The following is a 23572-nucleotide window of genomic DNA, read 5'->3' on the forward strand; positions in this document are numbered from 1 at the left end:
AGGAAACCGTGCCCACGGAGCTGTCAGCGTCCGGACACCGGCCGCGGGTCCTGCACCTCACCCAGCCCGTGGACGGCGGGGTCGCGCGGGTCGTGACGGACCTGGTCCGGGCCCAGCTGGCGGACGGACTGCACGTCACCGCGATCTGTCCCGACAGCGCGCTCGCCGGTCAGTTGCGCTCGCTCGGCGCGCACGTACGGCACTGGCGGGCGACCCGCTCGCCGGGTGCGTCGCTGGTCCGGGAGGTGCGACAGCTGGCCCGGCTGCTCGACGAGGTGCGCCCCGATCTGGTGCACGCGCACAGTGCGAAGGCCGGACTCGCCGGGCGGCTCGCGGTGCGCGGGCGGATCCCCACCGTGTTCCAGCCGCACGCCTGGTCGTTCGAGGCGGTGGGCGGCTCCACCGCGGCCCTCGCGCTGCGTTGGGAGCGGTGGGCGGCACGCTGGGCCGCCCGGGTGGTGTGCGTGAGCGAGGCCGAACGCGCCACCGGCGTGCACGCGGGGATCACCGGCCGGTGGGCCGTCGTACCCAACGGCATCGACCCCGAGCGTTTCCGCCCGGCCCCCGCGGACACCGTACGGGCCGGGCTCGCGCCGCTGGCCGGTCTGCGCGCGCAGGCGCCGCTCGCCGTGTGCGTGGGCCGGCTGTGCCGGCAGAAGGGGCAGGACGTCCTGCTGCGGGCCTGGAACGCCGTACTGCGCCAGGTTCCGGACGCGCGGCTCGTCCTGGTCGGCGACGGGCCGGACCGTGACCGGCTGCGCGCCGCCGCCCCCGCCTCCGTCCTCTTCGCGGGGGCGGTCGCGGACGCCTCGCCCTGGTACCAGGCCGCCGACCTCGTCGTCCTGCCGTCCCGCTGGGAGGGCATGGCGCTGGCCCCGCTGGAGGCGATGGCCTGCGGGCGGCCCGTGGTCGTCACGGACGTCGACGGCGCCCGCGAGAGCCTGCCGCGTTCCTTCGCCGCCCCGTGCGTGGTGCCGCCGGAGGACCCGGAGGCCCTGGCGGGCGCCGTGGCCGCGCTGCTGCTCGACCCGCCGCTGCGTACCTCCCTCGGCGACCGGGGCCGCCGCCACGTGCTGTCCCTCCACGACGTGCGGCACACCGCGAGGGCGGTCACCGGCGTCTACCGCGATCTGCTCGGCACCTGGCCGGCCGCGAGCGCGACATGGGCGCGTGTGCACCGGGTGGCCGAGGACGCCGGCGCCCAGCGGACGTCACAGCCCGTCGAGCCCTCCGAGCACAGGGAGTCCATCCACTCGTGACCGCCGAACGCACCGTGCCCTCCCCCGGCGTACCGCCACGGGACCACGGATTCTCGCCCGTCTCCGTCATGCCGCCGCGCGGCACCGACGACGGTCCCCGGCTGCCCGCCTCGCGGCCCCCGGCCCGGCCGGACTCTCCGGTGCCGCTGCTCGTCGCGGACGGTGCGGCCGTCCTGCTCGCGGTGCCGGTGCTCGTCGGCGCGCGGCCGCATCCCCTGCTTGTGGCCCTGCTGATCGGGGCGTCGCTGCTGCCGCGTCCGCGCGGTCCACGGCCGTGGACGCCGGGGCTGCTGGACGAGCTGCCCGCCGTGTGCGGTCGTGCCGCGGTGGCCTGGCTGGCGACCGCGGCGCTGTGGGCGGCGTACCGGCCGGAGTCGGCGCTGTCCGCCGGGACCCTGCTGGCGGGGCTCGCCGTGCAGGTGACGGCGGGCGGTGTGCTGCGGGCGGTGGTGCACGGGCGGCGGCGTGCCGCGCTGCGGCGGCACCCGCACGCCGCGCTCGTCATCGGGCCGGCGGCGACCGCGCGGCGCGTGGCCGCCGCCGTGCTGCGCCACCCGGGGTGCGGGGTGCGGCCGGTGGGGATCGTCGCCGGGCAGGCCGACGGAGGCGAGGGCGTGCCCGTGCTGCGCACGGACGAGGAGGTCGAACGGGCGGTCATCCAGAACGGGGTACGGGCGGTGCTCGCCGTCCATCCGTCGGTGCGTGCCGAACAGGAGCCGCTGCGGCGGTCGCTGGCCGCCTCCGGATGCGCGGTCTGGGAGATCGACGCCGACGCCGCGCCCTGCCCGGCACGGGAACGGCTGGCCGGATTCGCCTGCCGGCGGCTGGACTTGGGCCCGGCGCACGGCGGCGGCGTCAGCAAGCGGCTGCTCGACATCCTGGTGTCGGGGGCGCTGCTGCTGCTGGTCAGCCCGCTGCTGCTGGTGTGCGCCGTGACGCTGCGGCTCAGTGACGGGCCGGGTGTGGTGTTCCGGCAGGAACGCATCGGCCGGAACGGGAAGCCGTTCACGCTGCTGAAGTTCCGCACCCACCGCCCGGCCGACGAGCACGAGTCGGCGACCCGGTGGAGCGTGGCCGGCGAGCACGAGATGGGACGGTTCTGCCGCATGCTGCGGCGCACCTCGCTCGACGAGCTGCTCCAACTGTGGAACGTGCTCCGCGGCGACATGAGCCTGGTCGGTCCACGCCCCGAACGGCCGTACTTCGTGACGCAGTTCAGCCAGACGTACCCGGGATACGCGGCCCGGCACCGGATGCGCACCGGCATCACCGGACTGGCGCAGGTCCACGGGCTGCGCGGTGACACCTCGATCGAGGACCGCTGCCGGTTCGACAACGCCTACATCGACGACTGGTCGCTGTGGGGGGACGTCTGCATCCTGCTGCGCACCGCGGTCACGCTGGTCCGTCCGACGGGGAGCTGACGATCCGTGAGCCACGTCCTCGTCCCCCTGCCGCGCCGGGCCGCCGCACTGGTGCCGGTCCTGCCGCTGGTGGCGGTGGTCGTCCTGCTGGCCCTGCCGCCGGCGGGGGACGGCGCGGGGCCCGCCGACGTGGTGTCCGCGCTGGTGGTGGGGTACTGCGTGATCCGGCTGCTGCGGGAACGGCGGCGGCCCCTGTCGCCCCGCGCGGCGGTGGTGCTGGGGCTGCCGGTCGTGGGGCTCGCGCTCGCCGCCATGGGGTCGGACTCGACGGCGGCGGGGATCGGCGGCATGTGCCGCTATCTGCAGGTCTTCGTGCTGGTTCCGGTGGCGGTGCTGGTGCTGCTCCGGGGCCGGGCCGACTTCCGGGTGCTGGCCTGGTCGTTCGTGGGGCTCGCACTCTGGCAGGGGGCCGTGGGGGTGCACCAGTACGTCACCGGGACCGGCGCCTCCTACCGAGGGGAGACCATCCGGGCGGTCGGTACCTTCGGGGCGCAGGACGTGATGGGCATGGCGACGGCGGTGTCTCTGGGCCTGGTGTGCGCGGCCGGTCTCGCACTGGGCCCGGCGCCGCTGCGGCAGCGGGTGGCCGCCGCCGCGTGCGCGCTGGTTCTGGTGCTGCCGCTGGCGCTGTCCTTCAGCCGGGGTGCCTGGATCGCGACCGCTCTCACCTGCTCCGTGCAGCTGGCCCTCGCGGGGCTGCGGCGCGCGCTGAAGGCGGGGGCGGCCCTGGTCGCCGCGGGGGTGATCCTGACGGGCGGATTCGGGGTCGGTACGGCGATGCTGCAGGAGCGGATCGACAGCATCACGGAGGTCACCGACGCCCCGGACCAGTCCGTGATCGACCGGTACACCCTGTGGGCGGCGGCCGCCGGCATGTGGCGCGAGCACCCGCTGACCGGTGTGGGACTGAAGGGTTTTCCCGAGTACCGCGACGGACACGCGACGCTGGCGCTGTCGTCGGGCAGCGATGTCGAGGGTGCGGGCCAGACGTACCAGAGGCAGCCGCTGCTCTCCCCGCACAGCATGTATCTGCTGGTGCTGAGCGAGCAGGGCCTGGTCGGGCTGATCACGCTCGCCGGGAGCTGGCTGGCGCTGCTGGTGTGCGCGGTGCGCGGGCTGCTGCGGGTGCGCCGGCGCGGGCCCGGCCTGGACTGCGCGCTCATCGCGTGCGGCCTGCTGCTCTGGCAGCTCACCGACTTCGTGTACGGCGACATCGGCGGACCCTCGACCGTACTGACGGGCCTGGCCCTGGGGCTGACGGCGTGGTGGGCCCTCCCCCGTGACGAGCGGCTGGACGCCGCGTGCCGGGACGAGGTGCCCGGGCGGCTCGAGGAGGCCGTGGCGCGATGACGGTGGTGCCTTCGCAGACACCCGGTCCCGGCCCTGGTCCCGGGCACCCCGTGCACGGCCCCGACGCCCCGGAGCCCAGCGGCACGAGGACCGGCGACACGGGGACCGGCGGCACGAGGACCGGCGACACGGGGACCGGCGGCACGAGGACCGGGGACACGAAGGCCGGCCTCCGCAAGCCCGACGGTCCGGCGCCGGATCCGGGCGCGTCCGAGGGCCGCCCGTCCGCGCCCGGCGGTCACGAACATCGCGGCCCGGCGCCGAGCCGGCCCACGGCGGGCAGGCCCACCCCGACGGGACCGCGGACCGGTCGGTCGCTCGGCGACGGCAGCCGTCCCGCCGGAGCCACGACCGTGACGGGCCGGCCGGGCGACACCGCCCCGGACACACCCCCCACCGGCACACCCACCGCCCACCGGCACGCGGCCCGGGACTCCGAGGGCGACGAGGCCCGGCCCCGGCCGAACGGGACCGACGCGGGCACGCCCGTCGACACCGCACCCCCGACCCAACGACCGGGCACACCTCCCACCGGCGCGTCCACTCCCGCGGGGGCCGGGGCCCGGGAGAGGGAGGTCGGGGGCGGGAAGGCGGCGTCGCGGGGGTTCTTGGCGCGGGCGGCGATGGTCACGGCGGTGTTGTCGATCGCCGGGTCCGTGCTCGGGCTGGTGCGGGACCAGTCGCTGGCGCGGTTGTTCGGGGCCGGGAGCGACACGGACGCGTTCCTGGTCGCGTGGACGGTGCCGGAGATCGCCGCCACGCTGCTGATCGAGGACGGGCTGGCGATCGCGCTGATCCCGGCGTTCAGCGTGGCGCTGGCGCGCCGGGCGCGGGGCGTTCCCGGTGACCCGGTGCGGGAGTTGGTGCGAGCCACCCTGCCGCGGTTGTGCCTGGCCTTCGCCGCGGTGGCCGCGCTGACCGCCGCCGGGGCTCCGTTCCTGGTCCGGGTGCTGGCGCCCGGTCTGCCCGATCCGCGCCTGGCCGTCGACTGCACCCGGCTCACCGCGCTCAGCCTGCTGGCCTTCGGGCTCGCCGGGTACTGCAGCGCCGCCCTGCGGGCGCACCGGCGCTTCTTCGCGCCGGCGGCGATCTACGTCGCCTACAACACCGGCATCATCGCGACGATGTTCCTCCTCGGCGCGGAGTGGGGCGTGCGCGCCGCCGCGGCCGGGGTCGCGGTGGGCGGCTGTCTGATGGTGGCGGTGCAACTGCCGTCGCTGTGGCGGCAGCTGGCCTCCCGCGCGCCGCGGCCCGCGGCCGTCACCGGGCCGGCCGACGAGGAGCGGACGGTGCGGCTCGCGCTGATCGCCGCCGTCCTGCTGTTCGCGCTGTGCCGCCAGTCGCAGGTCCTCGTCGAACGGTTCCTGGCGTCCTCCCTGCCCGCCGGTGCCATCTCGCACCTGAACTACGCGCAGAAGGTCGCCCAGATCCCCATGACGCTGTCGCTGATGGTGTGCACGGTCACCTTCCCGGTGGTGGCGCGCGCCCTCGCGGACGGTGACACGGGCCGGGCCCGCGCCCGCGTGCAGCGGGACCTGGTGCTGGCGTCCTGCGTGGTGCTGCTGGGCATGTGCGCGGTGATCGCCTGCGCCCCGCAGATGATCCACCTGCTGTTCGAACGGGGCGCGTTCACCGCCGCCGACACCGCCGCCACGGCGGGCGTCATGCGCGTGTACGCCCTCGGTCTGCTCGGCCAGACCCTCGTGGGCGCCCTCGTCCGCTGCTACTTCTCGGCGGGCCGCCCGCGTTGGTACCCCGTCGGCGTGATGGCCGCGGGCATCGCCGCGACCTCGCTGATCGGTGCCGTGACGGTGGGCCGCTGGGGGGTGGCGGGGATCGCCGCCGCCAACGCCTTCGGCATCACCGTCACCGCCGTCCTGCTGCTGTCGGGCCTGCGCACCGCCCGCGGCGGTGCCGCCACCGGCGTCACGGTCGGCGTCCGCACGGTTCTGGCGCAGCTGGTCCGGCCCGTGCTCGCCTCGGCCCTCGCCGTCGCCGCCGGGGCGTACGCGGCGAGCCGGTTCGCGTCGCCGGTGGCGGCGCTCGCGGCCGGCTGCCTCGCCGTGACCGCCGTCTTCGTCCCGCTCGCCCTGTCCGTCCTGGGCTCCGCATCCGCCGTGCGCTCCGTACGCACCGTCACACGAAAGCTCACACATGGCCGCTTCCGTTGATTCCCTCGACACCCGCAGCTCCTCGGCGTCCCGGCCCGGGCCCGTCCCCTGGGTGGCGATGTACCACTCGGTGGGCGACTGTTCGGACGACCCGTACCGCATCACCGTCACGCCCGAGCGGCTCGAGCGGCAGCTGATGTGGCTGCGGCGGCGCGGGCTGCGGGGCGTGTCGGTCTCGGACCTGCTCGCCGCGCGGGCCCGGGGCGAGGGGCGGGACCTGGTCGGTCTCACCTTCGACGACGGCTACACCGACTTCCTCACCGCCGCCCTGCCGCTGCTGCGCCGTTTCCGCTGCGGCGCCACGCTCTTCGTCCTGCCGGGGCGGCTCGGCGGCGACAACGCCTGGGACCCGCTGGGCCCGCGCAAGCCGCTGCTGACCGCGGACGGCATCCGGCGGGCCGCCGCCGAGGGCGTGGAGATCGGCTCGCACGGACTGACCCATGTCGACCTCACCCTCGCGGACGACGCCGCCCTCACGACCGAGGTCGCCGAGAGCCGCGCCCTTCTCGCCGAGCTGACCGGGGCTCCGGTGCACGGGTTCTGCTATCCGTACGGCACGGTCGACGCGCGGGTCGTCGAGGCCGTACGGGCGGCGGGTTACCGCTACGCCTGCGCGATCGACCCCGGGCCGCTGACCGGCCCGCACGCCCTGCCGCGCGCGCACGTGGGGCAGAAGGACACGGCGCTGCGCCTGTACCTGAAGCTCCGGCTGCACCGGATGCGCCGGCGCCCGGTGGAGGGCGTGTGATGAGGGCCCTGCACATCATCACCGGGCTGGGGGTCGGCGGTGCCGAGCTGCAGTTGCGGCTGCTGCTGCGTCATCTGCCCGTCGAGTGCGACGTGGTGACGCTCACCAACCCGGGCCCGGTCGCGGAAGGGCTCGGCGCGGACGGGGTCCGCGTGGTGCACCTGGGCATGAACGGCAACCGCGATCTGGCCGTCCTGCCCCGGCTGGCGCGGCTGATCCGCTCCGGCGGCTACGACCTGGTGCACACCCACCTGTACCGGGCCTGTGTGTACGGCCGGCTGGCCGCGCGGGTCGCCGGGGTCCGCGCGGTCGTCGCCACCGAACACTCGCTGGGCGATACGCAGATGGAGGGCCGCCGGCTGACCCCGGGGGTGCGCGCGCTGTATCTGGCGAGTGAGCGGCTCGGCTCGGCGACGGTCGCCGTCTCCCCCACGGTGGCCGACCGGCTGAAGCGCTGGGGCGTGCCCGCCCCCCGCATCGAGGTGGTTCCCAACGGCGTCGACGTGGACCGATTCCGCTTCGACCCGGAGCGGCGTGAGCGCACCCGGCGTCGTCTCGGGCTGCCGGAGGGCGCGTTCGTGGTGGGCGGCGTCGGCCGGCTCACCCGGGGCAAGCGGTTCGACGTGCTGGTGCGGGCGCTGGCCCGGCTCCCGGAGGACCACTGGCTGCTGCTGGTCGGCGGCGGCCCCGAGGAGCACGTGCTGCGCCGCACGGCCCACGAGGCCGGGGTGGCCGGGCGGGTCCTGTTCACCGGGGAGCGCCCCGGTCTCCCCGACGGCTCGCCCGGTCCCGATCTGCCCTCGCTCACTTCGGCGATGGACCTGTTCGCCTCGCCGTCCGCGGAGGAGGCCTTCGGGCTGGCGGCCGTGGAGGCACTGGCGTCCGGCCTGCCCGTGCTCTACGCCTCCTGCCCGGCGATCGAGGACCTGCCGCCGACGGCCTGTGCCGCGGCCCGGCGGGTGCGCGGCGGACCGGACGCGTACGCCCGCGCGATCGCCGAGGCCGGCGCGGCGGGCCCCGGCCCGCGCACCGCCGGGGAGGCCGCGCGCCACTACAGCATCACCCGCAGCACGGCCCGCCTCATGGACGTGTATGCGGCAGCCGTCGCCGGCACGTCGGCGTCCCCCGCACCCCGGCCGTCCTGGCCGTCCCCGCACGTCCACAAGGGAGCAAGCCCGTCATGACCGACACTCCGACCCGTCGGCGCCTTCCGTCCCTGGCCCGCGTCAAGCGGCTGCCGGCCTGGTCCGCGCTGGTGGCGGGCACGCTCGGCGGCGGGCTGCTCGGCGGCGCGTACGGACTGCTCACGCCCCCGTCGTACACGGCCACCAGTTACGTCGTGGCCGTGCCAACCGGTCAGGCCACCCCGGACGCCGCGCGGGGCTTCGCGCAGGCCTACGGGCGGGTGGCCACGCAGCTCGCGGTGCTCGGGGACGCACAGGTGTGGGCGGGGGTGCCGGTGCGCACGCTGCGGGACAGCGTGCGCACGGCGACCTCGCCGGACGCCCCGATGGTGTCCGTCTCGGCGACCTCCACACGGCCCGACGAGGCGGTCGACATGGCGAACGCGGTCTCGCGTGCGCTGACCCGGCACGCGGAGGACACCAAGGGCAGCACGCAGGTGCGGCTGGTGCAGTTCTCGCGCGCGGTGAAGCCCGGCGGGCCGGCGTCCGCCTCGTCGGCGGTGACCGCTCTGGTGGGGGCGAGCGCGGGCGGGCTGCTGGGCGGCCTGGCCCTGCTGGCACGGCCGAGGCGGGGCGGCCGGGACGACGACTCGGCGCCCGCCGCCTCGGTGCCCGGCCCGGCCACGGCCGCCGATGTGCAGCGGTGACGGCGGTGGAGCGGGCCGGGACGGCGGCCGTGCTAGCGGCTGCGCGACCACCAGTCGAAGCGGAGGCAGAGCTTTCCGCCCAGCCAGTACTCCACCCAGCGGCCCAGGTCGAGCGGCGAGCAGTTCTCCGGGGGAAGTTGCTCGGTCGGCGCGGACGGTGCCGGGGTGACCTCGGGGGTGGTCTCCGGGTCCGCGTCGTGGGTGCGGCCGTAGAGCATCTTCTTGTAGACGCGGGAGGATTCCGGGTTGTCGTCGCACTGCCACACCCCGTGCGGGCAGTAGTCGGTCACCGTGTTGTAGAGGGGCCGGTGCTCCTCCATCCACGCGAGCATGCGGCGCATGTATTCGGGATTGTCCCCGTTGCGGAAAAGCCCCCACTCCGGGTACGAGATCGGCTTGTTGTGGGCTTTGGCGAAATCGACGTGCGCCTGGAGTCCGTAGGGTTCCTTCACCTGTTCGTCGAAGGAGCGTCCGGCCGGCTGGTCGTAGGAGTCCATGCCGACGATGTCGACCGTGTCGTCCCCCGGGTAGCACTCCGTCCAGGGAATGGCGTCCCGGCCCCGGCTCGGCGTGAAATCGAAACGGAATTTCTGGCCCGGCACCGCGCGCATGGTTTTCACGATGCGGTTCCAGTACTTCTTCCAGGACTCCGGGTCGGGCCCGCACCGGTGGGTGTAGGTGACGCCGTTCATCTCCCAGCCGAGCACCAGGATGGTGTCCGGCACCTTCAGTTCGACGAGCCGCTCGGCGAGGGCGCGGAAGTGGTGGTCGAACTCGCCGGCCGCGCCCCGCCGCAGCAGTCGCCGGACCTCTTCGTCGGAGACGCCCTCCTCGTTGCGCTCCTGCATGGGGACGTTGAGGACGAGCATCCGGTCGTCCCTGGCGTTGCGCCAGTGCGCCCACGACTCGAGGAACCCGATGTCGCCCTCGATGTCGCTCCAGTGGTTCCCGGGCAGGTAGGTGTGCCCGACGCGCAGGTCCGCGCCGCCCAGCCAGCGGCTGAGCTCCTCCATGCGGGCCACGCCCCGGTCGTCGGAGGCGAGGAAGGCGCCGAAGGCCGGCAGGGCCCGGTCCCGCCCCGGGGCGGGCGGTGCGGAGGGCTGCGGCGTGCCGACGGCCGGGACGGCGGGGATCACGGGTGTGGGAAGGGTGGGCAGGGAAATGGTCGGCGTGGGAATCGTGGGCCTCGGGATCGCGGGCGCGGCCCCGGGCTCCGGCGGGGCGGGCAGTGCGGGACGGGAGTCGTCGGCCCGCGCCACCCCCGCCCCCGCCGCGAGAGCGGCCGACACGACGGCCACCGCCGCGCCCACGGCCATTCCCCGGGCCCGGACCCGCCTGTGCTGTGGGGCCATTGGCTGCTCCTCTTCTCGCTCTCGTCCGCCTTGTGTCTGAGACCTCGCTGTTGACGGCCAGTCATATGAAGTCAGTCATAGGAAATCCGACGGTGCCACCGTCACTGCGGCTTTCGAGTGCCGGGCTGACCCGTGCGGGTGAGCCGGTTCCAGAAGAAAGTGAGACTGCGTGTCACTGCTTGACATCCGAGTCCCCGCCGTATTGCTGCGGATCGACCGGAATCCCTTTCACCACGGAACGCTGGGCGCCGTACGGTCGCTCGGCCGGGCCGGTGTGGAGGTGCATGTCGTCGCCGATTCCGCGGGAAGTCCCGTGTCCCGCTCGCGCTATGTGCGCCACATGCACCCGCCGCCGCCCCCGGAGGCGACCGGGGACGAGATCCTCGCCGTGCTGCGCCGCGTGGCCGGGCAGGTCGGGCGTCCGGCCGTGCTGGTCCCGCTGGACGACGCGACCGCGATCGCCGCGGGACGCCTGCGCGAGGAACTCGCGCCCAGCTATCTGCTGCCCGCGATGCCGGTCACGCTGCCCGAACGCGTCGCCGACAAGGCCGAACTGGCCGCCGTGTGCGCCGCCGTCGGCATCCCGCACCCGGAGACACTCGTCCCGGACAGCCCCGCCCGTGCCGTCGCCGACGCGGAGCGGCTCGGGCTTCCGCTGGTCGCCAAGTGGAGCCGTCCCTGGCTGCTCCCGCCCGGCAGCGGACTGCGCAGCACCCGGCTGGTGCACACCGCCCATCAGGTCCGGGAGCTGTACGCGCGGGTGGCGGAGGCGGGCAGCCCGCTGCTGCTCCAGTCGTATCTGCCGCCCGGAGAGGACCGGGACTGGTTCTTCCACGGCTACGCCGACCGTTCGGGCACGGTCCGGGCGGGCGGCGCCGGCCGCAAGCGGCTGTCCTGGCCGCGCGGCGCGGGACTGACCGCGGTGGGCCACTGGACCCCCAACTCCGAGATCTGCGCGCTCGCCGAACGCCTCACCGGTGAACTCGGCTACCGCGGCGTCTTCGACCTCGACTTCCGCCGCTGCGGCACGACCGGCCGCTACCACCTCCTCGACTTCAACCCGCGCCCCGGCGCCCAGTTCAGGCTGTTCGCGGACAGCGCGGGGCTGGACGTCGTACGCGCCCTGCACCTGGATCTGACCGGCCGTCCGCTGCCGGACGGGGATCCGGTGGCCGGGCGGTCGTTCGTGGTGGAGAACTACGCGCCGTTCGCCGCGCTGCGCACGGCGCCCGGCGGACGCGAACTGGCCTGGTACGCCGGGGACGACCCCGGGCCCGGACGGGCGATGTGGGCCCTGTGGGCCCGCCATGTGTCCGGCCGGCTGCGCAGGCGGCTGAGCCCGCCGGCGCAGGTACCGGCGCCGCGCCCGAGCCCAGGGGGAGCTCCGTCCTCCAGGACCTCCCGGACCTCATGGATCTCCCGGACTACCCGGACCTCACGGACCTCACGGACCGACAACGAGAAAGCGAGCAGCTGATGATGTACGACCTTCTGGTGGTGGGCGCGGGTCCGTACGGTCTGTCGATCGCGTCCCACGCCGCGGCCGCCGGACTGAACCTGCGTGTCTTCGGCCGGCCGATGGCGTCCTGGCGGGACCACATGCCCGGCGGCATGTTCCTGAAGTCGGAGCCGTGGGCGTCCAACCTCTCCGACCCGGCGGGGCGCTGGACCCTGGACGCGTACTGCACCGAGCGGGGCATGACGGCACGTCACGCGGAGCCCATCCCGGTGGACGCGTTCGCCTCGTACGGCCTGTGGTTCGCCCGCAACGCCGTGCCTGCGGTGGACGAGCGGACGATCACGCGGGTGTCGTCGGGCCCCGACGGCTTCACGGCGGTCACCGGGGACGGGGAGGCGCTGCACGCGCGGACGGTGGCGCTGGCGGTCGGGGTGATGCCGTTCATCGAGGTGCCGGGGACCCTGCGCGGACTGCACCCCACGCTCGTGACGCACAGCAGCCACCACAACGACCTCGGCCCGTTCCAGGGCAAGGACGTCACCGTGATCGGCGGCGGCCAGGCCGCCCTGGAGACGGCGGCGCTCCTCGCCGAACAGGGCACGCGGGTACGGGTGCTGGCGCGGGCGGAACGGCTGCGGTGGAACGACGTCCCGCCGGCCCTCGAGCGTTCCTGGTGGCAGTCGGCCCGCTCGCCGCACAGCGGTCTCGGCCCCGGCTGGCGGAACTGGTTCTACTCCGAGCGCCCGGGTCTGTTCCGGCGGCTTCCGGAGGCGACCCGCTCGCGGGTCGCGGCCACGGCGCTGGGTCCGGCCGGCGCCTGGTGGGTGCGGGAGCGGGTGGAGCGGGCGGTGGACCTGCTGCCGGGCCACGAGGTGACCGCGGCCGCCGCGGTGCCCGGCGGCCTGCGGCTGGACCTCACCGACCGGTCCGGCGCCCGGCGCAGCCTGGAGACCGAACACGTCATCGCGGCCACCGGGTTCAAGGCCCACCGTGACCGGCTCGGTCTGCTCTCCACGGAACTGCGCGGGACACTGACGGTGCTGCCCGACGGCTCCCCCGCGGTCGGGCACGGCTTCGAGTCCTCGTATCCCGGTCTGTTCCTCGCGGGCCTGGTGACCGCGTCCGGCTTCGGCCCGGCGATGCGCTTCGTGCACGGCGCCACCTTCACGGCGTCGACCCTGGTCCAGGGTGTGCGCCGGCGGCTCGGGGCGGCCCCGGTGCGCGGCACGGTTCCGGTGCCGGGGAGCGGCAGCCGCAGCGGGGCGCCGTCGCCGGTGCGCGGCTGACCTGGAGGTACGACGAAGCGTCCCCCGAACCTGACCGGTCCGGGGGACGCTTCGTCGGAAGGGTACGGATGCCGGGCGGGGCGGGTCCGGCACCCGTCGAGGGGTTACCGGCGGGCGAGACGGCCGCGGCGGTACAGCATCGCCCCGCCCGTGATCAGCACCGCGCCGGCGGCCGAGGCCGCCATCATGCCGTCGCTGCCGGTCTCCGCGAGGTGCGGCGGGTAGCCGGGCTCCTCCTCGGCCGGCGGCTCCTCGGCCGGCGTGGGAGGCGTCTTCACCTTGGCGGGAGGCTCCGGCGTCTCCTTCTCCTTCTCCTTCTCCTTCTCCTTCTCCTCCTCGTGGACCGTCCCGTTGACGCAGGTGTTGCCGTTGGCGTCGTTGAACAGGCCGACGAGGTTGACGCTGTTGCCGCACGCGTTCAGCGACAGGTCGACGGGCGCCTGGATGACGTTGCCGGACAGCACACCGGGCGAGCCCTTGGCGGCGCCCACCGCGTGCGCGCCGCCGTCGGAGCCGGAGTGCGAGGTGTCGGACAGGGACTCCGTGTACGAGGAGGAGTCCGCCGAGCGGTCCGCGGACTTGTCGGAGTCGTGCGCCGCGCCGTGGCCGGAGAGGTTGGCGCAGGTGTTGTCGTACGCGCCGTTGGCCACCGCGAGACCGTTGACGGTGTTCCCGCAGGCGTTCACCGGCGCGTGGATCGGTGCCTGCACGTTGTTGCCGGAGCCGACGCCGGGCGAGCCCTTGGTGCCGCCGACCGCGTGCGCGCCGTCACCGTGCTTGTCACCGGAATCGCTGTTGACACACGTGTTGTCGGAGGCCTCGTTGAGCGCCCCGACCGCCGTGACGGTGTTGCCGCAGGCGTTCACCGGCACGTGCACGGGCGCCTGCACGTTGTTCCCGGACAGCACACCGGGAGAATCCTCGGCACCGCCCCCCGCGAACGAGTCGGCGAGGGCGGGGGTTCCGTACAGGGACAGAATGCCCGTGGCGGCGGCGGCCGCCGCGAACACTCCCCTGCTCAGGGTCTGTCGCAATGTGGTTGTCTTCCTGCTTGAAGAGTCGGGAGCGGCCACGCGTTCTGGCCCTCCGCTGCCGCATGGCCTACTCCCTCATCAACCCGGCTCCGCGGAATCGGTTGCGCAGGTTCACCCGGTTGGCCCGCGTGACGCACACGCCGGCCGGGCTGTCAGGACACCACGTCCTTGCGCACGAACCCGCGGAACGCCAGCGCGAACAGCACGAGCGCGTACGTCACGGAGACCGCCGCGCCCTGGATCATGCCGGACCACTCCGGGGTCGGCTGGACGGCGTCCGCCCAGGCGAACTGCCAGTGCGCGGGCAGGAAGTGACGCCAGTCGCCGAGCGCGGTGACGGCGTCCAGCACATTGCCGACGATGGTCAGGCCGACGGCTCCGCCGACCGCGCCCAGCGGGGCGTCGGTGCGGGTGGACAGCCAGAACGCCAGCCCGGCGGTGACCAGCTGCGACACGAAGATGTACGCCACGACCACCACGAGCCGCTGCGCCGCCGTGCCGGGGTCGAGCGCGCCGCCGGTGGGGATCTGCAGGGACCCCCATCCGTAGGCGATCGTGCCGACGGCCAGCGCCACCACGGGGAGCAGCACCATCGCGGCGAGGCTCAGCCCCAGTCCGACGACCAGCTTGGACCACAGCAGCCGCATCCGGGGCACGGGCGCGGCGAGCAGATAGCGCAGGGAGGACCAGCCGGCCTCGGAGGCGACCGTGTCCCCGCAGAACAGGGCGACCGGGATGACCAGCAGGAAGCCGGCGGACACGAACAGGTTCACGGCGGCGAAGTTGGCGCCGGACGCGGTGGCCGTGTCCATCAGGTTCACGCGGTCGTTGTCCGGGCCGCCGTCCGGTGTGCCGCCGATCGCGAAGGCGATCACCAGCACGAACGGCAGGGCGGCGAGGACGGCGCCCATCACGAGGGTGCGGCGGCGCTTGAGCTGGCGGACGAGTTCCACCCGCAGGGGCAGGGTGCGGCCCGCGCGGTAGCCGGCGGCGACCTCGACGGGGGCGCTCTGCCCGGCGGTCTCGTTCCGCTCGGTGAGCGTGCTCATGCGGAACCTCCGATCAGGGTGAGGAAGGCGTCCTCGAGGCGGCGGTGCGGGCCGACCGACGCCACGGGCACCTCGAGCCGGACCAGTTCGGCGACCAGGCCCGCGGCGGTGCCGTCGGCGTCGAGCCGGACCAGCAGCCCCTCGTCGGTGCGGTCGGCCGAGGCGACGCCCGGCAGCGCGGCGATCTTCTCGGCGACCGGCTCCTCCACGGGCGTGACGGTGCCGACGAGCAGGGTGTCGCCGGAGCCGACGATCTCGTGCACCGGGCCGGCCTGAACAAGCCGTCCGCGGTCCATGACGACGAGGTGGGTGCAGGACTGTTCGACCTCGGAGAGCAGATGGCTGGAGACGATCACCGTGCGGCCGCCGGCGGCGTACCGGATCATCACCTCGCGCATCTCGCGGATCTGTGGCGGGTCGAGGCCGTTGGTGGGCTCGTCCAGGATGAGCAGGTCCGGCAGGCCGAGCATGGCCTGGGCGATGGCGAGGCGCTGCCGCATGCCCTGCGAGTAGGTGCGCACCGCGCGGGCGAGGGCGTCCCCGAGTCCGGCGATCTCGAGGGCCTCGTCCAGGTGGGCGTCCTCGGGCGGTCGGCCGGTGGCCCGCCAGTACAGCTCCAGGTTCTCGCGGCCGGAGAGGTGGGGCAGGAAGCCCGCGCCCTCGACGAAGGCGCCGACCCGGGACAGGACCGGGGCGCCGGGGCGGATGGCGTGGCCGAAGACGCGGATCTCGCCGCCGTCGGGCCGGATGAGGCCCATCAGCATGCGCAGGGTGGTCGTCTTGCCGGCGCCGTTCGGGCCGAGGAGGCCGAGTACCTGGCCCTTCTCGACGCGGAACGACAGGTTCTGCACGGCGTACCGGTCCGAGGAACGGGCGTACCGCTTGCTCAGGCCGGTGATCTGGAGCGGGACCTCGGCCAGTCCGGGGTCGGGAGCCGGGGCGGTGGTGCGGCGGTGGCCGGTCAGCAGCAGGGCCAGCGCGATCAGCGCGCCGGCGATCGGCAGCCACACCACCCAGGCGGGCAGCGGGGCGGCGGCGGTGCTGACGCCCGGCGCGGTGGGCACGGTGAGGCCGCTCTTCAGGGAGACGGTGTACGTCGCCGGGGCGGCCGGCGAGGCGTGGCCGAGGTCGGTGGAGGCGAGGACGAGACGCAGCCGGTGGCCCTTCTGGACCTCGTGGTCGACGGCGGGGAGGGTGAGGGTCACGTCCTTGCCGGCCTTGGCGTCCTCGACGCGGACCGGGGCGACCAGCTGCGAGGGCAGCACCTGCTGCCGGCCGTCCGGCCCGACGTCGTACACCTTGCCGAACAGGACGGCGTCGTCACTCGTCGACTTGACGTGCACGGCGACGGTCGGCGAACCGGTGATCCGCAGATCGCTGTCGAGCGGGGCGGATTCGAAGCGGGCGTACTGGCCGGGGAAGTCCAGGGAGATGCCGACGCCGAGCGAGGACAGCTGCGCCAGTCCGCCGGAGCCGCCGAGGCCGGGCAGGGCGGAGACGGCGGGCGGGTTGGCACCGGCGGGGTTGTCGAAGCGCTGCTCCTGACGTCCGGTGAGGGGGATGGACCGGCCGCCGTCGCTCAGCCCCGGGTACGTGTCGGCGCTCGCGCCGTTCAGCACGGCCCGTCCGTCGGTGGAGTCGACGCCGCCGGTACGGGTGACGCGGAAGGCGGGCCCGGTGTCCGCGCTCCTGTCACCCTTGAGGTGCCGGTCGAACCAGCCCCGTACCCGCTCCTCCACGCGGTCGGTCTCCATGTCACCGCCGTCGTGTCCGCCCACGATCCAGTCGACGTCGACCGGGGCGCCGTTGGCGCGGATCGCCTGGGCGGCGGCGTCGGCCTGGCCGAGCGGGAAGAGGGAGTCCGACTGCCCCTGCACCAGCAGCGTGGGCACGTCGATGCGGTCGGCGACCGCGGACGGCGAACGGGCCTCGAGCAGCTCGCGGGCCTCGGTGTCCGGCACGCCCGACTCGGCGACCCGCTCGTACATCGCGCACAGCGCGGGCTCGAACCGGTCGCAGCCACCGCCGGAGTTGACGAAGATGCCGGCCCACAGCTTCTTGAACACGCCGTTCGGGAAGAGCGCGTCGGCGAGGTCGAAGTAGGTGATCGCCGGGGCGATGGCGTCGACCCGGTCGTCGTACCCGGCGCCGAGCAGGGCGATGGCGCCGCCGTACGAGCCGCCCGTCATCCCGACCCGGGGGTCGCCCTTCTTGTCGAGCCGCACCTCGGGCCGGTCCGCGAGCCAGTCGATCAGCCGGGAGACGTCGGCGACCTCGCCCTCGGGGTCGTTCAGCCCGATCTTCCCGGTCGACCTCCCGAAGCCGCGCGCGGACCACGTCAGTACGGCGTATCCGTCCCGGGCGAGCTTCTCGGCCTGCTCCCGCACGTCCTCCTTGCTGCCGCCGAAGCCGTGCCCGAGCAGCACGGCGGGCCGGCGGCCTTCGGGCCCGGCGGTGAAGTACGAGGTGTCGATCCGCACCCCGTCGCCCACTTTCATGACCCGGTCGGCACGGCGCACCGCGGGGGCGTCGTCGGAGGCGACGGCACTCCAGGTACCGGCACCGGCGAGCACGACGACGGCGGCCGCGGCGGCGGTGATCCGTCGCGGCCGCCGTGACCGCAGCCACCGCGATCCGGGCAGTCGAAGATCCATGCGTCAACGGTACGGGGCGAACCTGTCGCCCGGATGTCGACCGGAGACCGAACCGCGGCACCTCCCGGAGGCGTACATGACGACCGCCGCGTACCACGGGCGCGGTACGCGGCGGTGCCGGTGTTCGTGCTTGGGGCTCGGGCCGGTGTCCGTCTCCATGCCGGTCCGCCAGGCTGATGGGCACGCAACCCACACCGGCACGGTGCGGTCCTACCGGATACCGACAACGCTTGACCAAGGACGGGTATGACGAGTCGCAACGCCCAGGTGACCTGGGTCGACGCACGTGAGGAACTCCCGCGCAGTGGCGCACCGGTGGCAGCGGCGGTCACCGGCCGGTATCCCCCGGACCCCAGTCGGCCCGAGACCGCGTCGGGGGAGGAGTTCTGGCTGGTGAGGTCGATGTACTTCACGTCTCTGCACTTCAGCGAGGACGGCACGGAGCACACGAACTGCTTCATCGACTCCGACGGCTACATCCACCTGCCCTACGGCCGCTCCCACCGCGACGCCGTCACCCACTGGGCCGCACTGCCCACCCTCCCGGGCACGACGACCCACATCCTCCTCGGCGACGAGGTCCAGCCGGCCCTCCGCGACGCATGGAGGTGAACACACGATGGATGCCGGCTGCGGCAGTGGCTGTGGCTGTGGCTGTGGCAGCGACCGTCGCCGTGCTCGGTCCGGACTCCGGCTCCCCCGCGCCTCACGTGCCTCCGGCCTCGGCCGCGTCGGTCGAACTGCTGGAGCGAGCGGCACTGACGGCCGCGACGACGCCGCAGCCGAAGGTGCGCGCAGGGCAGTACGCGTACGTGAAGACGGTCGGACACACGTCGGTGCTGTCCGAGACGGTGTCCGGAGAGACGGAACTCCGGCGCGTGGAGGAGGGGATGGAACAGTGGACGTCCGTCGACGGCAGTGGGCGGACGCTGCAGCGCAAGGACGGCACCGACACCCTGCTGCCGGGCACGCCGGGCCGCGGCAACCTGAACTCCCCGACCTACGCATTCCTGGCCGCCCTGCCGACCGAACCCGGGGCCCTGCTGGAACGCATCCACGAGAACGCCGAGGACCAGCAAGCCTTCGTCACCGTCGGCGACCTGCTGCGCAGCGGGGTGGCTCCCCCGGAGACCACCGCCGCCCTCTACCGGGCCGCTGCCCTCATCCCCGGGGTCGACACCGTCTCCGACGCCGTCGACGCGGCCGGCCGGCACGGCGTCGCTGTCACCCGCACCCACGAGGGCGAACGCACCGAGTGGATCTTCGACAGGTCCACGGCCCGTTTGCTGGGTGAACGCACGGTCCTCGTGGAGGACAGCGCATGGGGCAAGGCGGGCGCGGTCGTCACCTCGGTCGCGGTCGTCGCGAGCGGCATCGTCGACGAGGCAGGCCGGACGCCGTAGGGGTTCGCAAGGTCCCGGACGGCCGCTTGAAACCCAGGTACGTCGCATCCACCATCCCTACGACGGCGGTGCCGACGTCTTCCGCCCCCTAGTGCGGAGGCACTAGATCAGGTGGGCGGATGGTTCCGGGGCACCAGGGCAGGACGGGTTCGGGGGACGATGCCCCGTGCGGGTGGCCGAGGGGAGTGTGGGAGGCGCGCGGGATCCCGCGCGTTTCTCATCTCTCTGGAGTGATCAGCACGTGGCTACCTTTCTTTATCGGGCCGGGCGGTGGGCCTTCCGGCGACGCCGACTCGTAGGGGGTCTGTGGCTGTGTGCCCTGGTGCTGGCCGTCGCGGCCGCCGCCATGGCGCCGGCCGCGGAGGACGAGGGCCTCTCCATGCCCGGCACCGAGTCGCAGAAGGCGTTCGACCTGCTGGACGAGCGGTTCCCGCAGGGCAACTCCACGGGTGCCGAGGCGCGCCTGGTGTTCCAGGCCCCGGACGGGCAGCGGGTGACGGCCCAGGAGAACAGGGCGGCCGTCGAGGAGACGCTCGGCTCGTTGGAGGAGGGCAGCCAGGTCGCGTCGGTCGCCGACCCCTATGAGAGCGGAGCCGTCAGCGAGGACGGCACCATCGCCTTCTCCACGGTCACTTACACCGCGGACGTCATCGACCTGACCGAGGCGACGAAGAACGCCCTCGAAGACGCCGCGGAGCAGGCCCGCGACGCGGGGCTGACCGTCGAGATCGGCGGCTCGGCCCTGGACGTGGACGAGGCGCCGGGCGGTACGACGGAGCTCATCGGCGTGGCGGTGGCCGCGGTGGTGCTGGTCCTGGCCCTGGGGTCGCTGGTCGCGGCCGGGCTCTCCCTGCTGACCGCCTTCACGGGGGTCGGCATCGCCTTCGGCCTGGTCTCCGCGCTGGCCGCTCCGCTGGGCCTGACCTCCACGGTCGCCATCCTGGCGCTGATGCTGGGGCTGGCCGTCGGCATCGACTACGCCCTCTTCATCACCTCCCGCTACCGGGACGAGCGTGCCAAGGGCAGCGAGCCGGAGGAGGCCGCCGGTCTGGCGGTGGGGACGGCCGGGTCCGCCGTCGTCTTCGCCGGTGCGACCGTCTTCATCGCCCTGGCCGGTCTGGGGGTCGTCGGCATCCCCGAACTGACCAGGATGGGTATGGGCGGCGCGGGCGCCGTGGCCCTCGCCGTACTCGTCGCCCTCACGCTGGTGCCCGCGCTGTTCGGCTTCTTCGGCCGACGGGTCCTTCCCCGCGCCGTCCGCAAGACCGGCCGGCCTGGAAGCGAGCGCGCCCGCAGGTCGGCCGGCCGCCCCGGACTCGGCGCCCGCTGGGCGCGGTTCGTGCTGCGCCGGCCGGTGGCCGTGCTGCTGGTCGCCGCACTCGGCCTCTCAGCGGTGGCCGTACCGGCGCTGAGCCTCGAGCTCGGGCTCCCCGGCGACGAGTCCAAGTCGGTGGAGACCACCCAGCGCCGCGCCTACGACCTGCTGTCGGACGGCTTCGGCCCCGGATTCAACGGCCCGCTGACCGTGGTGGCGGACCTGTCGGAGTCCGCGGACGCCCGGGCCGCCGCGGACCAGGTCGTCAAGACCGTGGAGAGCGTGGACGGTGTGGCATCGGTCGGTGATCCGGTGCTCAGCGAGAACGAGGACACGGCCGTCATCACCGCCGTCCCGGAGACCGCGCCGAACAGCGGCGAGACCAAGGAACTGGTGCACACACTCCGTGACACGGCCCCGGGCATCCGGGCCGAGACGGGCGCCGGCGTCCTGGTGACCGGCATGACCGCCATGAACATCGACATCTCCGAGGCCATGTCGGACGCCCTCCTCCCCTATCTGGCCGTGGTCATCGGCCTCGCGGTGCTGCTGCTGTTGGTGGTCTTCCGCTCGGTCCTGGTCCCGGTCAAGGCCGCGCTGGGGTTCCTGCTGTCGGTGGGTGCCGCCTTCGGTGTCCTCGTCGCCGTCTTCCAGTGGGGCTGGGCGGCGGACCTGCTCGGCATCGAGCAGACCGGGCCGGTCATGTCGCTGATGCCCATTCTCGTCATCGGCATCGTGTTCGGCCTCGCCATGGACTACGAGGTGTTCCTGCTGTCCCGGATGCGGGAGACCTACGTCCACGGCGCGTCCCCCGGCGAGGCGATCGTCAGCGGTTTCCGGCACAGCGGGCGGGTGGTGGCCGCGGCGGCGATCATCATGATCAGCGTGTTCGCCGGATTCGTCGGGATGAGCAGTCCGACCATCCAGACGATGGGTGTCGGCCTGGCCGCCGCCGTCGCCTTCGACGCCTTCGTGGTCCGCATGGCGATCGTGCCCGCGGTCCTGGCCCTCCTCGGCCACCGGGCCTGGTGGCTGCCCCGTATCCTGGACCGCGTGCTGCCGAATGTGGACATTGAGGGCGAGACGCTGGGCAAGGCCGTCCCTGCCTCCGCAACCGTGCCGGACATGACCGTGCCGGACCCGGCGGTGCGGCGGCTCCCCGTGGGCCGTGACTGAGCAGGCGGCCGGGAAACCTGCACGCCACGCGTTGCCCCGCCGCGCGTGGCTGCGGGAGGCGGTGATCACGGCGACGGCGTTCGTGTTCTGCCTGTCCGGCGGGGCCGTGCGGGTGGACGACACCCTGTCGGCGCCGCCCGCCGGCGCCTACGTCGTCGCCGTGGTGTCCTGTGCCGTGCTGCCACTGCGGCACCGGGCGCCCCTGGCCACCCTGGCGGCCACGACCGCGATCGGCGTGCTGGCGCCGCTCCTGGACCTCCTGCTCACCCCGCCCCTCGTGGCCCCCGCCCTGATCACCGCCTACTCCTTCTCGCTCGCCGCGCGCACCGGACGCCGCGCGGCGGGCGCGGTGCTGCTGATGTCCGCGGCGCTGGCGGCCGCCACTTCCCAGTCCGGGGACTTCTCGTGGAAGGACGCGAGCCGGATGGGGGTGATGGCGTTGGTCCCGCCGTTGGCCGGCGTACTCGGATACTCGGTGCAGAACCGGCGGGCCTACCTGGCGGCCGTGCAGGAGCGGGCGAGGCGGGCCGAGCAGAGCAGGGAGAGCGAGGCGCGCCGGAGGGTCACCGAGGAGCGGATGCGCATCGCCCGCGAGTTGCACGATCTCGTGGCCCACCAGATCACCCTGGCCAACGCGCAGGCCACGGTCGCCGCGCACCTCTTCGACAACCGTCCGGAGCAGACCCGCAAGAAGCTCGGTGAACTCGTCGAGACCACCTCCGACGCCCTCAACGACCTGCGGGCCACGGTCGGTCTGCTGCGTCAGACCGGGGACGCGGCCGCGCCCTCCGAACCGGCGCCCGCACTGTCCCGCCTGCCCACGCTCCTCGCGTCCTTCCGCCGCGCGGGTCTGGAGGTGTCGGTCCACCAGGAGGGCGCGGTCAGGCCGCTGGCGCCGGGAGTGGACCTCACCGCCTACCGCATCGTCCAGGAGGCCCTGACCAACGTGACCAAACACGCCGGCACCGACCACGCCCAGGTGCGCATCGTCTATCACCGCGACCATGTGGCTCTCACCGTCGCCGACGACGGGGCGGGCTCCCGTACGACGCCGTCCGCGTTCACGGCGCCGGACCGGCCGCCCGGTTACGGTCTGATCGGCATGCGTGAACGCGCCACCGCGGTCGGGGGACAGCTCTCCGCGGGCAGGCGTCCGGAGGGCGGTTTCCTCGTCTCCGTCCGGCTGCCCCTGCCGTCCGCCAAGGACACGCCGCGCGGAACCGACGCGGCGGCGCCCACCGAGGGGCCGGCGGGCACCGACGAGGTCGGGAGCACGCCATGACCTACCGGGTGCTCCTCGCCGACGACCAGGCCCTGCTGCGGGACGCCTTCAGGATGCTGCTGGACAGCGCCGACGACATCACCGTGGTCGGCGAGGCCGCCGACGGCAGGGAGGCGGTGCGGCTCACCCGGGAGCTGCGCCCCGACGTGGTGATCATGGACATCCGGATGCCCGAGGTGGACGGGATCACCGCGACGGCGCAGATCTGCGCGGACCCGGCCCTGCGGGCCACGCGCATCCTGATCCTCACCACGTACGAGACCGACGAGTACGTCGCCCAGGCGCTGCGCGCGGGGGCCGGCGGTTTCATCGGCAAGGGCATCGGCGCGGAGGAACTGCTGGGCACCGTACGGACGATCGCCGACGGCGACACCCTGCTGTCCCCCAACGCCACCCGCTCCCTGGTGGCCCGTTTCCTGGCCACACCGGAGGCGGTCCCGCCGCACCACGTGGAACTGCTCGCCACGCTCACCCCGCGTGAACGCGAGATGGTGGCCGCGGTCGCGACCGGCCTGTCCAATCAGGAGATCGCCGAGCGGATGTATCTCAGCCCTTTCACCGTCCGCGCCCACGTGCAGCGCGCCATGACGAAGCTGGAGGCCCGCGACCGGGCCCAACTCGTCGTCATCGCCTACCGGACGGGCCTGGTCCGCGTCGCCCCCGGCGGCGACGGGGACCACCCGCGGTGACCTGAAGTGAACCGGCGGGGGGGGGGGGGGGGGGGAGGAGGGAGGGGGGGGGGGGGGGGGTGGTGGGTCGGCGTTGCCCTGCCCGGCCTC

At 74.1% G+C, this 23572-nt stretch carries 18 protein-coding genes; 14 read left to right on the top strand and 4 right to left on the bottom strand.

The annotated features are described in order from the left end of the window. Positions 1-8: 8 nt before the first annotated feature. The 7 genes from ACZ44S_RS36080 to ACZ44S_RS36110 all read left to right on the top strand — a co-directional run bounded on the left by ACZ44S_RS36080 (position 9) and on the right by ACZ44S_RS36110 (position 8783). Entirely contained in the window at positions 9-1259 is a 1251-nt protein-coding gene (locus ACZ44S_RS36080; protein ID WP_466937064.1) for a glycosyltransferase, read from the top strand. After that, positions 1256-2683, top strand: coding sequence for an exopolysaccharide biosynthesis polyprenyl glycosylphosphotransferase (locus ACZ44S_RS36085; RefSeq protein ID WP_466937066.1), 1428 nt, complete (start codon positions 1256-1258; stop codon positions 2681-2683). The genes ACZ44S_RS36080 and ACZ44S_RS36085 overlap by 4 nt, the downstream gene beginning before the upstream one ends. A 6-nt stretch (positions 2684-2689) precedes the next feature. Beyond that, on the top strand, positions 2690-4033 hold the full coding sequence (locus ACZ44S_RS36090) for an O-antigen ligase family protein (RefSeq protein ID WP_466937068.1): 1344 nt from the start codon (positions 2690-2692) through the stop codon (positions 4031-4033). Positions 4034-4668: 635 nt separating this feature from the next. Further along, positions 4669-6204, top strand: a complete 1536-nt coding sequence (locus ACZ44S_RS36095) for a lipid II flippase MurJ (protein WP_466937097.1) — start codon at positions 4669-4671, stop codon at positions 6202-6204. After that, positions 6188-6952: a polysaccharide deacetylase family protein gene (locus tag ACZ44S_RS36100; protein ID WP_466937070.1), complete on the top strand. Its 765-nt coding sequence runs from the start codon at positions 6188-6190 to the stop codon at positions 6950-6952. Before ACZ44S_RS36095 ends, ACZ44S_RS36100 begins: the two co-directional genes overlap by 17 nt. Next, the gene (locus ACZ44S_RS36105; protein WP_466937072.1) at positions 6952-8136 is read left to right on the top strand and encodes a glycosyltransferase; all 1185 of its coding nucleotides are present in this window, start codon (positions 6952-6954) and stop codon (positions 8134-8136) included. The genes ACZ44S_RS36100 and ACZ44S_RS36105 overlap by 1 nt, the downstream gene beginning before the upstream one ends. Further along, positions 8133-8783 carry a YveK family protein gene (locus ACZ44S_RS36110; protein ID WP_466937074.1) on the top strand — a complete coding sequence of 217 codons (651 nt, stop codon included), beginning with the start codon at positions 8133-8135 and terminating at the stop codon, positions 8781-8783. Before ACZ44S_RS36105 ends, ACZ44S_RS36110 begins: the two co-directional genes overlap by 4 nt. A 32-nt stretch (positions 8784-8815) precedes the next feature. On the opposite strand, the gene ACZ44S_RS36115 is transcribed toward ACZ44S_RS36110, so the two are convergent. Then, entirely contained in the window at positions 8816-10135 is a 1320-nt protein-coding gene (locus tag ACZ44S_RS36115) for a glycoside hydrolase family 26 protein (RefSeq protein WP_466937076.1), read from the bottom strand. 169 nt (positions 10136-10304) lie between these two features. Here ACZ44S_RS36115 and ACZ44S_RS36120 point away from each other — a divergent pair, with 169 nt between their 5' ends. Together ACZ44S_RS36120 and ACZ44S_RS36125 are read left to right on the top strand one after the other, a co-directional pair. Continuing rightward, positions 10305-11612: a carboxylate--amine ligase gene (locus ACZ44S_RS36120; RefSeq protein ID WP_466937078.1), complete on the top strand. Its 1308-nt coding sequence runs from the start codon at positions 10305-10307 to the stop codon at positions 11610-11612. A gap of 2 nt (positions 11613-11614) precedes the next feature. Continuing rightward, on the top strand, positions 11615-12880 hold the full coding sequence (locus tag ACZ44S_RS36125) for an FAD-dependent oxidoreductase (RefSeq protein WP_466937099.1): 1266 nt from the start codon (positions 11615-11617) through the stop codon (positions 12878-12880). Positions 12881-12984: 104 nt separating this feature from the next. Here ACZ44S_RS36125 and ACZ44S_RS36130 read toward each other — a convergent pair whose 3' ends face one another. From ACZ44S_RS36130 to ACZ44S_RS36140, 3 genes are all read right to left on the bottom strand, one after another. Beyond that, on the bottom strand, positions 12985-13914 hold the full coding sequence (locus tag ACZ44S_RS36130; RefSeq protein WP_466937080.1) for a chaplin: 930 nt from the start codon (positions 13912-13914) through the stop codon (positions 12985-12987). 152 nt (positions 13915-14066) lie between these two features. After that, entirely contained in the window at positions 14067-14963 is an 897-nt protein-coding gene (locus ACZ44S_RS36135) for an ABC transporter permease (protein ID WP_466937082.1), read from the bottom strand. Further along, positions 14960-17617 (bottom strand): alpha/beta fold hydrolase, encoded by a 2658-nt coding sequence (locus tag ACZ44S_RS36140; protein ID WP_466937084.1) that lies wholly within the window; start codon positions 17615-17617, stop codon positions 14960-14962. The genes ACZ44S_RS36135 and ACZ44S_RS36140 overlap by 4 nt, the downstream gene beginning before the upstream one ends. A gap of 246 nt (positions 17618-17863) precedes the next feature. Between ACZ44S_RS36140 and ACZ44S_RS36145 the strand changes: the two genes are divergently transcribed. The 5 genes from ACZ44S_RS36145 (at position 17864) to ACZ44S_RS36165 (ending at position 23482) form a co-directional block, all read left to right on the top strand. Continuing rightward, positions 17864-18229, top strand: coding sequence for an AQJ64_40280 family protein (locus tag ACZ44S_RS36145; protein WP_466937087.1), 366 nt, complete (start codon positions 17864-17866; stop codon positions 18227-18229). Further along, on the top strand, positions 18139-19020 hold the full coding sequence (locus ACZ44S_RS36150) for a CU044_5270 family protein (RefSeq protein ID WP_466937101.1): 882 nt from the start codon (positions 18139-18141) through the stop codon (positions 19018-19020). The genes ACZ44S_RS36145 and ACZ44S_RS36150 overlap by 91 nt, the downstream gene beginning before the upstream one ends. Before the next feature lie 241 nt (positions 19021-19261). Then, positions 19262-21511 (top strand): MMPL family transporter, encoded by a 2250-nt coding sequence (locus tag ACZ44S_RS36155; protein ID WP_466937089.1) that lies wholly within the window; start codon positions 19262-19264, stop codon positions 21509-21511. Further along, a complete protein-coding gene (locus tag ACZ44S_RS36160; protein ID WP_466937091.1) occupies positions 21504-22793 on the top strand; it encodes a sensor histidine kinase in 1290 nt (429 codons plus the stop codon). Before ACZ44S_RS36155 ends, ACZ44S_RS36160 begins: the two co-directional genes overlap by 8 nt. Then, positions 22790-23482: a response regulator transcription factor gene (locus ACZ44S_RS36165; RefSeq protein WP_466937093.1), complete on the top strand. Its 693-nt coding sequence runs from the start codon at positions 22790-22792 to the stop codon at positions 23480-23482. Before ACZ44S_RS36160 ends, ACZ44S_RS36165 begins: the two co-directional genes overlap by 4 nt. Positions 23483-23572 lie beyond the last annotated feature (90 nt).

It is taken from the genome of Streptomyces malachitofuscus (assembly GCF_055571035.1).

Coding starts and splice junctions, on each gene's coding strand:
- ACZ44S_RS36100 (WP_466937070.1), top strand. CDS start 6,188: ATGGCCGCTTCCGTTGATTCCCTCGACACCCGCAGCTCCTCGGCGTCC.
- ACZ44S_RS36105 (WP_466937072.1), top strand. CDS start 6,952: ATGAGGGCCCTGCACATCATCACCGGGCTGGGGGTCGGCGGTGCCGAG.
- ACZ44S_RS36110 (WP_466937074.1), top strand. CDS start 8,133: ATGACCGACACTCCGACCCGTCGGCGCCTTCCGTCCCTGGCCCGCGTC.
- ACZ44S_RS36115 (WP_466937076.1), bottom strand. CDS start 10,135: ATGGCCCCACAGCACAGGCGGGTCCGGGCCCGGGGAATGGCCGTGGGC.
- ACZ44S_RS36125 (WP_466937099.1), top strand. CDS start 11,615: ATGTACGACCTTCTGGTGGTGGGCGCGGGTCCGTACGGTCTGTCGATC.
- ACZ44S_RS36135 (WP_466937082.1), bottom strand. CDS start 14,963: ATGAGCACGCTCACCGAGCGGAACGAGACCGCCGGGCAGAGCGCCCCC.
- ACZ44S_RS36140 (WP_466937084.1), bottom strand. CDS start 17,617: ATGGATCTTCGACTGCCCGGATCGCGGTGGCTGCGGTCACGGCGGCCG.
- ACZ44S_RS36145 (WP_466937087.1), top strand. CDS start 17,864: ATGACGAGTCGCAACGCCCAGGTGACCTGGGTCGACGCACGTGAGGAA.
- ACZ44S_RS36165 (WP_466937093.1), top strand. CDS start 22,790: ATGACCTACCGGGTGCTCCTCGCCGACGACCAGGCCCTGCTGCGGGAC.